The 14,924-nt window shown below is 36.5% G+C and carries 11 protein-coding genes, 1 pseudogene and 1 riboswitch; of the genes and pseudogenes, 7 read left to right on the top strand and 5 right to left on the bottom strand.

Annotated elements, in window-relative coordinates; translation table 11 throughout:
- Together cbiB and AM629_RS16285 are read right to left on the bottom strand one after the other, a co-directional pair.
- Entirely contained in the window at positions 1-960 is a 960-nt protein-coding gene (gene cbiB, locus AM629_RS16290) for an adenosylcobinamide-phosphate synthase CbiB (RefSeq protein ID WP_054480310.1), read from the bottom strand.
- On the bottom strand, positions 957-2,339 hold the full coding sequence (locus tag AM629_RS16285; RefSeq protein WP_054480332.1) for a cobyrinic acid a,c-diamide synthase CobB: 1,383 nt from the start codon (positions 2,337-2,339) through the stop codon (positions 957-959). Before AM629_RS16285 ends, cbiB begins: the two co-directional genes overlap by 4 nt.
- Before the next feature lie 101 nt (positions 2,340-2,440).
- A riboswitch (cobalamin riboswitch) is annotated at positions 2,441-2,623 on the bottom strand.
- Between the two features lie 392 nt (positions 2,624-3,015).
- Here AM629_RS16285 and AM629_RS16280 point away from each other — a divergent pair.
- From AM629_RS16280 to AM629_RS16265, 4 genes are all read left to right on the top strand, one after another.
- Entirely contained in the window at positions 3,016-3,300 is a 285-nt protein-coding gene (locus AM629_RS16280; protein WP_200905773.1) for a molecular chaperone TorD family protein, read from the top strand.
- A gap of 543 nt (positions 3,301-3,843) precedes the next feature.
- Positions 3,844-5,358 (top strand): trypsin-like serine peptidase, encoded by a 1,515-nt coding sequence (locus tag AM629_RS16275; protein ID WP_054480309.1) that lies wholly within the window; start codon positions 3,844-3,846, stop codon positions 5,356-5,358.
- A 617-nt stretch (positions 5,359-5,975) separates the two neighbouring features.
- Positions 5,976-6,641 (top strand): gp53-like domain-containing protein, encoded by a 666-nt coding sequence (locus AM629_RS16270; RefSeq protein ID WP_054480308.1) that lies wholly within the window; start codon positions 5,976-5,978, stop codon positions 6,639-6,641.
- Positions 6,642-6,643: 2 nt separating this feature from the next.
- Entirely contained in the window at positions 6,644-7,084 is a 441-nt protein-coding gene (locus tag AM629_RS16265; RefSeq protein ID WP_054480307.1) for a tail fiber assembly protein, read from the top strand.
- Positions 7,085-7,291: 207 nt separating this feature from the next.
- Here AM629_RS16265 and AM629_RS25305 read toward each other — a convergent pair.
- A pseudogene (locus tag AM629_RS25305) lies at positions 7,292-7,402 on the bottom strand (IS110 family transposase); the annotation flags it as partial.
- A 486-nt stretch (positions 7,403-7,888) separates the two neighbouring features.
- On the opposite strand from AM629_RS25305, the gene AM629_RS16260 reads away from it, so the two are divergent.
- Positions 7,889-9,061, top strand: coding sequence for a glycosyltransferase (locus AM629_RS16260; RefSeq protein WP_054480306.1), 1,173 nt, complete (start codon positions 7,889-7,891; stop codon positions 9,059-9,061).
- A gap of 20 nt (positions 9,062-9,081) precedes the next feature.
- Positions 9,082-10,152 carry a glycosyltransferase gene (locus tag AM629_RS16255; RefSeq protein ID WP_072161909.1) on the top strand — a complete coding sequence of 357 codons (1,071 nt, stop codon included), beginning with the start codon at positions 9,082-9,084 and terminating at the stop codon, positions 10,150-10,152.
- A gap of 1,133 nt (positions 10,153-11,285) precedes the next feature.
- Here AM629_RS16255 and AM629_RS16245 read toward each other — a convergent pair.
- Positions 11,286-12,416, bottom strand: a complete 1,131-nt coding sequence (locus AM629_RS16245; RefSeq protein WP_054480304.1) for a glycosyltransferase family 9 protein — start codon at positions 12,414-12,416, stop codon at positions 11,286-11,288.
- A gap of 248 nt (positions 12,417-12,664) precedes the next feature.
- Here AM629_RS16245 and AM629_RS22410 point away from each other — a divergent pair, with 248 nt between their 5' ends.
- On the top strand, positions 12,665-12,799 hold the full coding sequence (locus AM629_RS22410) for a tail fiber assembly protein (RefSeq protein ID WP_276525720.1): 135 nt from the start codon (positions 12,665-12,667) through the stop codon (positions 12,797-12,799).
- Positions 12,800-13,120: 321 nt separating this feature from the next.
- On the opposite strand, the gene AM629_RS16240 is transcribed toward AM629_RS22410, so the two are convergent.
- Complete coding sequence (locus AM629_RS16240) at positions 13,121-13,816, bottom strand: class I SAM-dependent methyltransferase (protein ID WP_054480303.1); 696 nt, start codon at positions 13,814-13,816, stop codon at positions 13,121-13,123.
- Between the last annotated feature and the right edge of the window lie 1,108 nt (positions 13,817-14,924).

Below are 14,924 nucleotides of genomic sequence, written 5' to 3'. Positions count from 1 at the left end.
CTAAGCTATTCCGACCAACAGTAAGCGCAACAGAGCAAACAACAGTAAAGCCAGTTGCGAAGCTACCATCATCAAATGGATACTGAGCGGGATATCCGTCAGCGCGATTTTACGGCGTTCATCACCAATCCAAGGTTTATCTACCCGTTCACCAAAGTAATAATTCGGACCACCAAGGCGGATACCTAACGCGCCAGCAACCGTCGCTTCCGGCCAGGCACAGTTAGGACTGGCATGCTGATAACGATCGCGCCAACCAATACGCAGCGCCTGACGAAAATCAACCTGAATAAACCAAGCTGCTACACTCAGTAACAACCAGCTCAACCGCGCCGGCAGCCAGTTCGCCAGATCATCCATACGGGCGGAGACATACCCGATAGCGCGGTATTCCGGCGTTTTGTATCCCACCATAGAATCAAGGGTATTGACCGCTTTATAAGCCATTGCCAACGGCGCTCCGCCAATCATCAGGAAAAACAGTGGGGCAATAACACCGTCAACGCTGTTTTCCGCCACCGTCTCTACCGCCGCACGCGTAATTTGTGGTACATCCAATTGAGACGTATCCCGCCCAACAATCCACGACAATTGTTGGCGACTTTCATCCAATGAACCACGCTGCAAGACACGATGTACCGCCATAGCCGCATCACTCAGACAACGACCAGCCAGTAGAGTGTAAATCATCCATATTTCGGCCAACCAACCGATCCAAGGATGAATGTAATTCATCAACCACAAGCATCCCCAACTCACCAGCCAAGTCAGCCCGACAACCACTATCCACAACCCCGCTCCACCGACCTTCAATGCACGTTCACTGTGACAACAGTGCCGGATAGCCCGTTGTACCAGTGAGATCAGCTTGCCAATCCACCGCACGGGATGGGGCCAATGCGGTGGATCACCTAACCAACTATCGAGCAGGAAAGCAGCAAACCAAGCAGCAAGGGTCATAACAGCCTCCTGGCAAGTGCCAACCAGCGATCCAGCAGACCGGGACGCTGAGCAAAATGGATATGAAGATAACTGGCCAGAGTTTGCTGTACCTGATATCCCCCGGCCCATTGCTGTATCACCATGTCGTCACGCCATTTAGTACAGTCAAAAACCGAAGGTACCGAACTGATAAAATCGGAATAGTGAAACTCATGCCCTCGCAAAATTTCGCCTTTTTTGGCCAGTAAAGTGTCACAACGAGCTTGAGCCTGACAGTAACCAAAGCGCATTAGCCGCGTTCCCATCCGACTCTCTCCTGGCAGAATGCCCGTCATCTGGTGGCGTTTCCCCTCTCCGTCGGTCAATGACTCACCAAGGTACATCAGACCACCACATTCAGCATAAAGCGGAACCTGCCGGTGATGAGCATCCTGTAAAACCTCCCGCATAGCACTATTGGCGGCCAGTTTAGCGGCATATATTTCAGGGTAGCCGCCACCAAGATAAATCATCTGGCAATCAGGCAAACGGCGATCATGCAGTGGACTAAAACGGTGAATCTGTACACCAGCCTGTTCCAGCATTTCCAAATTATCTGGGTAATAAAAGTTAAAAGCTTCATCATCCGCTAATGCCAGCGTCAAACCATCAGCCAACGCGGGATCAGGTAATGGAGGGACCTCACCTTCCGGTAAAATAGGACAGTCACAAAGCGCTAACAGACGATCAAGGTTGATATAGGTTTCAACCTGTTGAGCCAACCGCTGCCAACGAGCATCATCAGCAACCTGCTCCTGCGCAGGAATAAGGCCAAGATGACGGGATGGCAACGATACATCCTTCATCACCGGCAAACGCCCCAGCACCGGAACACCACAATAATGTTCAATGGCATAACGGATCAGTTCGAAATGATTTTCAGAATTGACGCGATTAACAATGACTCCTGCGATCGTCAGAGAAGGATCGAAACGACAGAACCCTAAAACAGTTGCAGCTACAGAAGTGGATACGGCCTTACCATCTACCAACAAAATCACCGGGCATCCCAACTGCTTAGCCATTGCAGCACTACTGCAATAATTAGGGTCAATACCGTAACCATCATACAGCCCCATCACACCTTCAATGACCGCCACATCAGCATAGCGCATATGCTGATTATAAAGACCATTGAGAGTCGCTGTTGGCAGCATAAACGCATCAAGATTATGGGATGCCACACCGCATACGGTGCTATGCCAGCCACTATCCAGATAATCTGGCCCTACTTTAAACGGCTGAACCGCCAACCCTCGCAGCATCAGCGCGCGTAAAATGCCGAGGGTAACGGTAGTTTTACCACAACCACTGCCAGTACCCGCGATAACAAATGCTTTCCTGCCTGACCATTGCATAAAAAATTCCCGACATATCGATCGGAAAATGAGCGTCGATAAGACGTGCCAGCCTTGCGCACACCACTTGGATGACAACCCGCTTCCCACCGAAGGAGTTAATGTCTCTTGCCTATCAGGTCGGTCTTCTGGCTCAGCATCATCCTTCTCCGCTTCCTTCCCAGTCGTTCCGACCAGTGGCATTAGCAGAGTCGTCAGCATCACAGCAGCGGGGGCTGCGGAGGATTTTCACCTCCTTCCCACACACCATTAGGTGCGATATTAACCCGACGGCAGCTTATTTATTTTTAACGTGGCCTACTCTTTAAGTTATTAAATTATTAGATAACTAATGATATATTCACTTTTACCATAATAACCTTATTAACTTTATTTAATTAAGATGCAAATTAAACATATATTTTTCACATCAAAAAATGATGATAATGATTATTTTCGGCGATAAATTTATACGTTTTATAGTAAAAATCATCGCCAATCTGCTAACAAAGATAGTAGCAACACAGTACCAGATTAAACGTTGATCATAATCAACTATCTATCTATATCACATCAGCTTATGATGCTGTTTATCGTAAAATTGCTTTTTACATCACTGTATAAACCCAATCACAATAAGAACTGCCGATATTATTAGATACCACGATTCTACGTATGCTTGGTGCCTGTTCTTATTATGCCCCCAGTCAGAACAAATCAATTTACTCATTCCCCAGAAGATCAACTCGGCCTCACGCCACTTGCTTTAATTTATATTTTGGAACAAGGACATAAACCCGAGGCGCGTACATTACCGGAACAGCACCTGCTACTATGGGTATACCGTTACTTGAAACGCGTTCAAGCAACCAAACTAGAAAATGATTTTTATCGGATTTTAGCCACCATTGCGACTGACTATTTAAAAACCCTTCAAACTGAACTAAAACTAACCGTAGCAGAACTAGAATTATTCCACTAACACTTTTATTATTCCTCAATAAATGCTCTGGATGGAAATTTAAGTAACGATTAATAAATTTACATTCCTCCAAGTTTAAATTCTATTTAACCAACCCATCATTTGTAATATCAGAAAAACCCTTATATACCCAATAGATTTCAAGATGCATCGCGACGGCAAGGGAGCGAATCCCCGGGAGCATAGATAACATAGATAACTATGTCATAGAGAACTCTGTGACTGGGGTGAGTAAGTTCAGCCAACAAAGAGGTAACTTGAAAGATAACAGGTATATTGATCGTTACAGCTCTATTGCAGTATATAAAACGGTTCAACTGATTTTTATGTTATTTATTATTGGCTATGGATAACAAGCATCCAATAGAATGATTTTATGCGCTAAAAAAACTGTCTATTAATTCATAAATTAGTAAACATTAAATACTCATATAGAGGATTTATTAAATCTTTAAAAAATACTTAGCGATAATTTTTTCTTCATTGAATGTCTGTTTCCATTACATGGAAAGATCAAAAATGTAAACAACATGAGGTAAAAACATGAGAAAAATCTTTTTAGCTACACTTATTACAGGGATTGTGTCAGCAAGTTGTTCCGCACAAGCGCTTCCCGAAAATAACAACGAGCACATTGCTGATCTGCAAGACAATACCAGCAACGAAGCTCCGCTATTAAAATCTACGGACCCGGGCGCTGAACGATTTAAGCATGTAGGTAAACTAAGCGGTCGTGGCCTGTGTACCGCAACACTTATTGCCGGTTCAGAAACCCCTGATGCCAATCAACAAGCACTTATTCTTTCCGCAGGCCATTGTTTTGATTCTTCATTAGATACTAATGAAGTAGTGATTGACCAACCTGTAGGCCCTGGTTGGACATACACACCAAATTACTTTATTGACTTAATTAATAAACACCAACCTGTTGATGTTGATAGAGTTTTATACGCAACAATGAAAGGCGGTGACCTTGCAGTTTTCAGACTTAAAGCAACTTATGGTGAGTTGGCAAATCGCGGAATACTGCCGGTGACGTTACACAAAGATTATGAAGCAGTAGCAAGTCATCCCATTGAACTGGCTCACATTCCGGTCAATGGTGTAGATGGTGATAAACGTTATCTACGCTATTCAGCTTGCGACATTACTGGAAAAGCCTCGCTTGTATATGAAGGTATCTGGGCTTGGTCTCCGGCTGTTTCTGTTAATTGCGCCGGGGTTGCGGGAGGCACTTCTGGTTCACCGGTTATATTGAAAGATCAATCCAAGATAATTGGTGTATTAAATACCACCGTTGACCGAAGTTACTCGGGTTGCGGTCTTAATCGTCCGTGTGAATTTATTATCGATCACAGTTTCTCTCGTACTGGCGCCAGTTACTATATTCCTATTGATAAAATTGCACATGCATTTACCCCTGATGGAAAACTGGATTTAAGTAAATTTGATGATGGAAAAGGGATCACTATTAACGCTAACGGTCCACTAATTACGAAGGGCACAGTTGACAACAAACCTACCACTTGGAATTTACGTCTTGAGGAAAAGGGGTTTGATAAGATTCGCTATAAGGGAGGGCTTGCGAGTAATGTTGATTGTTCAGATCCTAAAGGATACAGCAAACCTATTTCAGTCACTACCCAACCGCTGGAAAAACTTGCCGTTCCTTCCAATGAAGGGATTTATACCATGTGTGTTATTGGGCAACATTCTGCAAATAAACTCTGGCAGAGTACATCTAATGCATCAATAAAATTACGTGAAATTGACAATACTCCTCCATCAACAAAACCAGAGATAAGATTAATTTTTGAAGCAGATGACCGATGGGTTGTTAACCCTATTTTTAGTCCGTGGGAAATTGTTGATTTACGTATAAAATCAGGGCCAGTGAAATCTACAAAATGTGATGATTACACAGGTTACTCTATTTATAGAAGAATACCGATCTCACTTATGAAGAAAGATGCCCCAATACGTTTTTGTGTATATGGCTTAGATCAAGCGGGTAACAAAGGCCCAATATCCTTTAATGACTTTAGCGATAAGAAATAAATCTTTCAAAATTGGCCAGCATTTGCTGGCCTTTTTTATATTCACTGACAAATATAAAATCAATTAAAACCCCTTGGTTTTTTTCAAATTTAATGTAATTAGCATCACCTTCAACAATATTAAAACAACAAATATACATAGCACTCTTATTTAATTAATTACATTACTTTAAAGTTAAACAAAACCTACTTGTTATTATTTACAGAACAATCAATCCGCCCAAGACATATTTATCAACATTTCATCAGGTTACATTCAAATACATCTCATAAAATTAATTTTTTACAAAAAAACTCAGCATATAAAAATATGAATTATACTTATGATATCAATAACGCTCAACAACACTTGCTCAATAGCAAATAAAATAGTTCTAATAAGATGAATGCTTAATATCCTATATACCCAATAAGATCTGGTTGTTTTACAACCAACAATTGTTCATAATTAGACCACTCACGATACTATCTCCGATAATCGTCATTTTGGTCATTTATTAATACATGGATGCAGCCGATTTTTACCATTTTTATTTCCATTTAATGCTTTGGCACACTGCTTCGACATAAGTTATTGCTAGTTTATAGATTCTGTAAAACCTTGGTTTAGTGGAAACGGTGAATCTGGCTAAGAACGCGTTTCCAAAAGCAGGTGGGATTGTAAACGGAAATGTGGATGCGACTGGATATGTAAAGTCCGGAGAAGGCAAAGATGTTGTATCTAGTCAAGACATCTGGGCGAAAAGATACATTTATGAGTCCGGCTTGCGTGTTTATAGTCCGAATAATAAGCCTTCTGCTGAGGAAGTGGGGGCATATCCAAAATCTGGCGGTGTTGTAAACGGAAATGTGGATGCAACCGGATATATTTCCGGTAAGGGGGTATATGAAGCACCCGGTATTCGGGTATATAGTCAACTAAACAAACCTACTGCCGGGGATGTGGGGGCGTATACAAAAGGAGAATCGGATGAACGATATGGCAGCAAAAATACTGCCTTAAAATCTACAAATGGTTGGTGGAGATGTGGAGATACCGGGATGATTTATCAGTGGGGAGTAACTCGAGTTTTAAATCCAGAAGAAGTTATCATAGTTCAATTACCCATTAGATTCTCTAATGTATGTTTGTGTGTCATGTTGACGGTGAATCGATTAGGATCAGGTAGTGGTGTAGCTAGTGGTTACGTTGCTGATCTGAATACATCTTCATTTAAATTGACAAACGATTATGCTGTTAGTGGTATTAGTGTAGGTTATTATTGGTTCGCAGTGGGGTATTAATTATGTATTATTACAGTGCAACAACTAATGCATTTTATCCGTTAGAATGGAAACAGGATTATATCAATGCTGGTTCATTTCCAAACGATGCAGTGGAAGTCGATGAAGCTATCTTCATTGAGTTTGCCGGCAGTATTCCTCCAGAGGGTAAATATCGTATAGCGGGTAAAAATGGTTTACCGGAATGGGCGGACATCCCTCCACCCACAAAAGAAGAATTGGAGCAACAGGCTAAATCTCGAAAACAGCAATTGATAGCTGAAGCAACAAATCAAATTGCACCATTACAAGATGCTGTTGATCTAAATATGGCAAATGATGAAGAAAAAACGCAGTTAATAGCTTGGAAAAAATACCAAATATCACTGAGCCGTATCGATGTTACATTAGCACCAGACATTAACTGGCCTGAAAAACCACAATCTCCCACTGACAGAAGATGAATTTTACCATAGTTGGTGGAAACTAACTTTAGTGAGTTATATGAAAAATGCAAATATTTAATCTTTGAATTTTATATACGTTCACTTATTTGTGAATTCCTAGACCTCAACTAACAGTTTTATGTATATTTAACAGATATTAGTTGAGGTCAAGATGAACAAGAAAGAAGAACAGAAAGTTATACGAAAGCTTAAAATATTGGCTTAACCATCAATGTCATTACTGGTGGTGAATGGTGGCATCACAGTCCCGATAGAAACATCCAGAAAGGTTTTCGAAACATCAATACCAACACAAAGAGGATTTGGCTGACTCATATTACCCATCCTTACAATATGAAATGAACTGTTCGGGTTTCAGATGAGTAGCTCTGTTCATACGCTATTAGCTGTTAGGTGGACTTTAAAATCTATGGTAGAACACAGGCTGTATGAACCTTACCAAATCTAATGTTGACCATGTTATTTCATATTTTAAGATATAAGGCAAAACTGGCTCTCTGTGAACCTGGTAAATAGCTCAGTCTATCGAGACTGTTGAAATAATGAAAGCAGAATGAGGGCAGAGAGTGCGGATTTTCATCAGGACTCATTGATCCGGAGATATGTTTGCGACTACGTTGTCAGAAAATTTTACTCACCCACCTTTAATTAAACCGGAATCCATATAGATATTTAGAAGAGTTATCTGAAAAAGCCAGAGAAAAAGTGGTTAATAAGTTTGATGTAAAAAAATAGTTTCAAAAATGATAAATATATATATAATACTAATATGATAAAAATTATTTACCGGACGTGACAATAATGAAATTATTACACTTAATAAATTTACAAGGATTCGGTGGTGCAGAAAGAATTTTTATTCAATATTTAAAACATAGTAGTAATGAAAACATTATTATTTGTACCAGTAACGATATTAATAGTAATATTGCACCAGAAATTGAAGGGGAGAAAATAATCTATGCTAATAGAGTGTTTAATGGATTAAAGATTAAATATCCTACTTTATTACGCAAGCTCATACTCAAACTTAAAATTGAGAAGACTAAAGCTGATTTGATAATTATCTGGGATTTCATTCCAAAGATATCAAAGAAGCATAAAAAATGTAAAATTTTATATTATGATCATGGTTGCTCATGGCGTTATCCAATGGATAGTAGAACTTTAAATTTCTTCTCAATGATTGATGGTTGTATTGCTGCATCGAAAGCTTCTGATAGAGTCATGAATTTAAGATTTAAATTAAATTGTCCTGTTAATATTGTAATTAATAGATTAGAAAAACAACATGTATCTACTACTACTAATATAATTAAAAATTTAAATTCTCCTGTAATATTAGGTACGGCATCAAGATTGGTTAGCTCCAAAGGTATTAGCGTTTCCATACTTATGTTACATGAACTTATAAAACGTGGGCACTCTGTTATGTTACATATAGCTGGTGATGGGAAATTAAAAAAAGAATTGAAAAGATTGGTCAATGATCTTCAACTTAATAATCATGTGGTATTTTTAGGATACCAATCAGATATGAGTTCATTTTTTAATAAAATAGATATTTACCTTAGTACCTCAGTAAGTGAATCTTTTGGTTTGTCTTGTATAGAAGCATTATCATATAATGTTCCTGTTATATTCCCTATTGTAGATGGTCAGCCAGAAGCCGTAAAAGATGGTTTTTGTGGTATTGGTTTAATTCCACAAGTCAGCCTTAGAGAACATAAGGCACTTACTGACATTGATATTGATTTTCCGCATAAGGTTTATGACCCCATAAATGATTCACTTGTTGAACCGAAATTAGTTTCTCATATTGATTGTGCTAATGCTGTTGAAAGCCTTATTAATAACTCCTCATTTTATTCTCAGCTAAGTAAAAATGCCCAGCGATATTCTAAAATAAATTTTGATTATCATAAATTCAAAGATGAATTTGAAGAAGTATTATTGAAATATGTTAAAAAATGAGCATTTAATTGGGAGCATTAATGAGTATGAGAAAAATATTTATCATTGGTTATGAGTTGGGTGGTTTCGGTGGGATGGAAACCGTATGTAAAAAATTTGTTGAGATTTTAACCAAATATGATAATTCAATAAATATTGAGTTTATTTTCTTTAAAGAAGGAAATAAGAATGTAAATGATGACTGGTTAGATGGGATGAAATTTAGGCGCGTACCTTCAGAAATTTCTCATACAAAAATTCGCAGAGTGCATTATGCGTTACAGTTTGCAAAAATCATAATAAAAGAACAACCTGATATTGTCATATCCTTCGATACCGTATGTTGTTACATTGCCGATTTATCAAGAAAATTTTCGTTTAAAAAATTTAAAATCTATTCATGGATTCATTTTCCTATACATAATCTGTATAAGTCTATATATCTACTTAAAGCTGATTATCATTTATCCATCGGAGCAGGTGTGACTGCACAACTCATTGACATTGGAGTTGATGAAAAAAAGATATTTACAATATATAATCCTGTAGATAAAACTAATGACCTCATTAGTAGAGGTAATGACACGAGACTACTATATATAGGTAGAATTCTTGCAGATGAGCCTAAAAATATTAGAGAGCTGCTTGTTGCGCTATCAAAAATAAGAGGCACTTGGAAACTTGATATCATTGGAGATGGTCAGGATGTTGATATACTAAAAGAGCTTTCAGTTAAATTAAATATTAATGATAATATTATTTGGCATGGATGGCAGAGCAATGCATGGGAGTATATTAAAAAAAATATTAACAGTGTAACTGCTTTAGTTTTAACTTCCACATATGAAGGTTTTCCAATGGTTTTATGTGAAGCATTGTCTCATGGCGTTTTTTGTATTAGTTCAAACTGTCAAACAGGACCAGCTGATATTATAAGACATGGTATAAATGGGATATTGTACCCTGTTAATGACACAGATTCACTTGTAAATTCATTACAAAAAATTGTTAATAGGGAACCACTACCAAATGTTGAAAATATTAAAAAATCCATAAATTTATTATATGCAGACAAATATCTCTCACGTGTTCTGATAGCGCTAGCCATTTGAAAGTTGTTTAATTTAACCAAGAGCAATAATTATGGCAATCGCATCTCAATGATTGCCATTTTTTAATTCTACAACGGATTTCCAATAGAATTTACTTATCTTTAATCAGCAATTACTGTCATAATAACCAATAATAATGGTAGAACTGTATCGATAATCAGTTTACATGGTGGTCTTAGTCGTATTGTAGCACTGGGGTGATCGTAGAATTTAATCAAAATAAACAGGGTTATTTTTTTATGACCTTTGCAGGCACACCAATAGCGGTTGAATCGAGTGGAATATCACTGATAACAACCGCTCCAGCGCAGATTTTAACGTTACTGCCAATTGTAATTTCTGTAACCGATTAATTCACCGCAATTCTTGCTAAGACAGAATTTTAAAGCATTAAACGAGGCCGGATACGATAAAAATCGAGTGGATTTACGTGTCAATAAATAACCAAAATGAAGATTTAGCAAGAAATGAATTAACTATGAGTAAATTACGAACATGATTAGAGCAATAAATGAGCAAAGAAAAATCAAAAACATATCATTGTGAATCTCTGTTCTGGATATTTATACATTACTATCACTAACAAATGTAATCACTTTAGAGAATTATAAGTTTTCTGTTTCTGATCATACGGCAGACTGCGATATTTAGTGGTTTGGGAATTGACATAATAAAATTTTTTTCAAAATTAGATTTTATATTTAGTTTAAAAGAAAGATTATGAAGATAAGGAATAAATAGAATCTCAAAGAGTAAAAAACTTAAGTCTGTATATTATTACAGTACAACAGCTAATGCATTTTATACGGACGAATGGAGACAGGATTATATTAATTGGTTCATTTCCAAACAATGCAGTGGAAGTCGATGAAGCTATCTTCACTGAGTTTGCCGGCAATATTCAGTACCACAAGTTTCGCCAGATTCACCGCTTACAAAAAACCCACGGTAAAAAGTATCCCGGGATTTCCCCAATAACGGCAAGTTTTACTGACGTTATTCCTCTCTTCAGCATGAGCCAATATTTTGAGTTTTCTTCTAATTTTCTGTTCTTATTTCTTGTTCATATTAACCTCAACTAACATCTGTTAAATATATATAAAGCCGTCAGTCGAGGTATAAAAATTCACATGTTAGTCGAAGTCAGAGATCTGAAAATTTATATGTCTTTTATTAAGCAATATATTATTAATTTCGGATATAACCATGTCGGGAGATATAACCTCCATTATATGAGTATGTTTTTTATAATTTATAGCTAATGAGGAGCCTATTATTATTTTATGAATTTCAGGATCTTGATGTGGCCCCGTGGAGAATGGATTTGCGGTAACAAATAAACTAATTGTGGGTACTTTTAGTGCAATAGCCATATGCATAGGACCTGTATCACCAGTAACAAGCAAGTCGAGTTCGTTTATTGTTTGAGTTAATTCTACTAATGTTGTTTTTCCTATTAATTGACTAATTCTACAATGAAACTCACTTGGCAATAATTTAATAAATTCTTGTTGTAAATATACGTCATCAGGTGATCCCACTAACACTATTTTTGTAGTACTATCATTGTTTAAAATATGAGATGCAACCTGAAAAAAATTTCTTACAGACCAACAACGTTCAGATGATGATGCCCCCATTTGAAAACCAATAGACAGATGATCTTTCTTAATAGAATTAATATGACATGGAATACGCATTTCAATACTGGATTTAGATGCTACTTCACATCCTAATATTTTTACTAATTCTAATTTTCTCTGAATGAGATGGCCTATAAATGATTCAACGTAATTGGTTAGCCATTTTTCAATTAATTTATTTTCAAAATAATTATCTCTAAAAATAAACTTAGCACCAGACATTATGGCACTTAAATAGTCATATGGAGCATGAGAGTGAAGTATAATTGCCAAGTCAGGTTTGCCTGATTCTTTTATCTTTTTTAAAAGTGCTGGGACATGATTTATTTTATTACTCCATGTAATAACCCTATCCCAATCATCTCCACTCTTTAAAAACGACTCTAGTTTTGGATGGCAAATTAATGTAATAAATGCATTTTTAAATCTATTCCTTATGGCATGTATTGCAGGGGTATTCATTAAGAAATCACCCAGTGCAGTAGTAGAATAAATTATTATATATGAAAAATTTTTTTCCTCTAATTCATTAAAATTATCCCTGGATTTTTCAAAACTTTCGCTTTTAGTATAAATTCGTAAAAATAAATCAACAGCTTTATATTTCAAATATTTCTTCATCTAACATATTCACTTAATGTTATAATTTATTGATCGTATTATGCCCAGTTTTCTTCTTTGATACAATAATATACTCCCATCTCTTCCTACATCTCATCACCACATCCCCTTCAATTTCTTCTGTACAATACTCATTACATGTGTTCCAGCATGCTACGATTCGTCTTGCAATTTCATCAATTGCAGAACTGCCGACCAGGTCCTCGCTTGTTGTTTCGTCCCCACGAATTGTTTTTCCGTATGAAGAAATGGTTGCATTGCTGCAAGACACCGTTGACTTAGACATAGCTACTGAAGCTGAAAAAGCAGCTCTACAGGAATGGAAGGAATATAGAGTGATGTTGAGTCGGATTGATATTTCACAAGCTCCTAATATTGAATAGTAGGAACAGCCGAAATAAGAATAGGGCCGTACGTTCACTGCATCCAAAAAGCTGAATATCCAACTGATAAAGGTGTGGTCCTTATGACCAAATTACAATACTGAATTTAAGGAATAAATAGAATTTCAAAGTATGAAAAACTTTATTCTTACCCTCTCAGGGAAAAATATTAATACTACAACTGTAAATAAATTTTATCATTTGCAATAGTGCAGTAGCAATATCCTTTTTTCACCATAAACTATTCAGCATGTACGGGATGCTAATAAATGAGGGAATATTTCCCCTCATTCCATGCCATGAGATTACATATAAAGAATTCTATTTTTTGGCTACGCCAATTATAATATAGTTCCATTTTTTAGGAACGATTTTTGAAAATAGAAATCGGTCAAAAAAGCTTAATATTTTTCTTTGTTTTTCTGTTCTTCCAAAACAGGAAAGGAATCCTGTGGTAATATATTCAACACTTGAAAATTGGTGTAAAAATTCATTCATATCGTCTATTGTTACATATCTCCATTCATCTCCCCATTGGATAAACTTAGATCTTAATATCTTATGTGCAGGAGATGCTGATAGATTTTCAGCGAACCAATATTCTCCCCCTTTTTTTAAGGACTTATATATTTCTGATATGGCAATTTTCTGATTTTCAATATTATTATTACGTCCTATCCCCCCGATAACTGATTTAGAAAGCACAATATCTAGTTCATTTGCATATGGTATATCCAGCGCATTTATATTTTTATATGCAATAAGATCACTAAGATTGTAGTCTTTATGTTTTTGATAGGCTTTTTTATTTGGACCGCCGAGATCTGAACAAATTACTTCAGCGCCATTTAGTGCCGCCCATAATGATAAACCACCATTATGGCTACCAATCTCCAAAACTCTAGCATTTTCCAAACTGATTTTCCCTTTTGAAAGCCAAAAACACAAACATTTAGACCAACCATTAATATCCCATTCAATGATATCGTTTAAGGTAGAGCGTGAAATATTTTTCATTATATTACACCTGATGTTGATTTATTTCGGGCCAATTCCCGATATGCGGAATTGGTAGAATAAAGCCCCTGAGAACCATGCATCAAACCCATAGGGGCGTAAATGAGAGTGACGATGCTAAGAAATAAAATAAGAATTTTACTAATCTCCATTATAATTTCGTTTAGCAATAAGAAAGTAGGTAATATGGCAAGAATATATGCTGCTATTTTTAGACAATAACCCAAAGTTATGTGAGCTAAAAGGTAAAGAATACAGAATGTAATCGCTAGTAATATATTGATTATATGTATTTTTTTTCATGTTTATTATCTATAGGGTATCATGCAATAGTAGAAATTAGTTTTACTTTCTAAAATAAAAGAAACTGAAATTTATTTTTATCTGGTCAACTTCTCCATTAGTACTGTGTTGTGTATTCTTCTATTACAGAATTTAGGGTAATCTAATATCTCAGTAAATCAGAATATTATAAATAGATAAACCCTTAATACCCTTTGGTAACCCAACGATCAGCGACTTAACTATCAATTACGTAAGAACCTGATAATACTCCTGAAAGTCTTTATCAAAAAGGAAGAGCTTGTTGGATATTTCAAACCCTGATTACATTAAATTATTATTTTAAATATAAAGTAGGAAGTAGCGTTAGTTCTCCATGTAGAGTTTTAATATATCATGATGATTTTAGCCCAAGAGTGAAGCCTTGGAAAGGTTTGACTGTGATCTACCAGACAGATAGATCACCAGTAGTAGGTTATGGTTACGTAATAGAATAAAACAAAAATGCTGACAAAGATGGCAGTATCTTTATATCTTATTAAACTTAATCTGGATTAAAACTCTGTACTTAATGTTAATGAAATAAAAGTATTAGGATATTTTTAGTACTTTGGTGGACTTCTTGAAAATTTCGTAACAGACGATTTACAACAAAATTTGGCTAGGCCAAGAGTAGCTCTAAGAATATCATCTGATAACTCAGGGCGGGATCTCACATTTTCTATATGGTTATTGTGGATAAAAACAACCCTCTACTAGCTCAATAAATGTTCATGCCAGATATCAAAACCTATCAATAAAATCGTATTGAATGTGAGAAATTATC

This window comes from Photorhabdus heterorhabditis (assembly GCF_001280945.1).
In the GTDB taxonomy this organism is placed as follows: Bacteria; Pseudomonadota; Gammaproteobacteria; order Enterobacterales; family Enterobacteriaceae; genus Photorhabdus; species Photorhabdus heterorhabditis.
The sequence above is the reverse complement of the archived record's forward strand: the minus strand, read 5'-3'. Positions and strand labels throughout refer to the sequence as shown.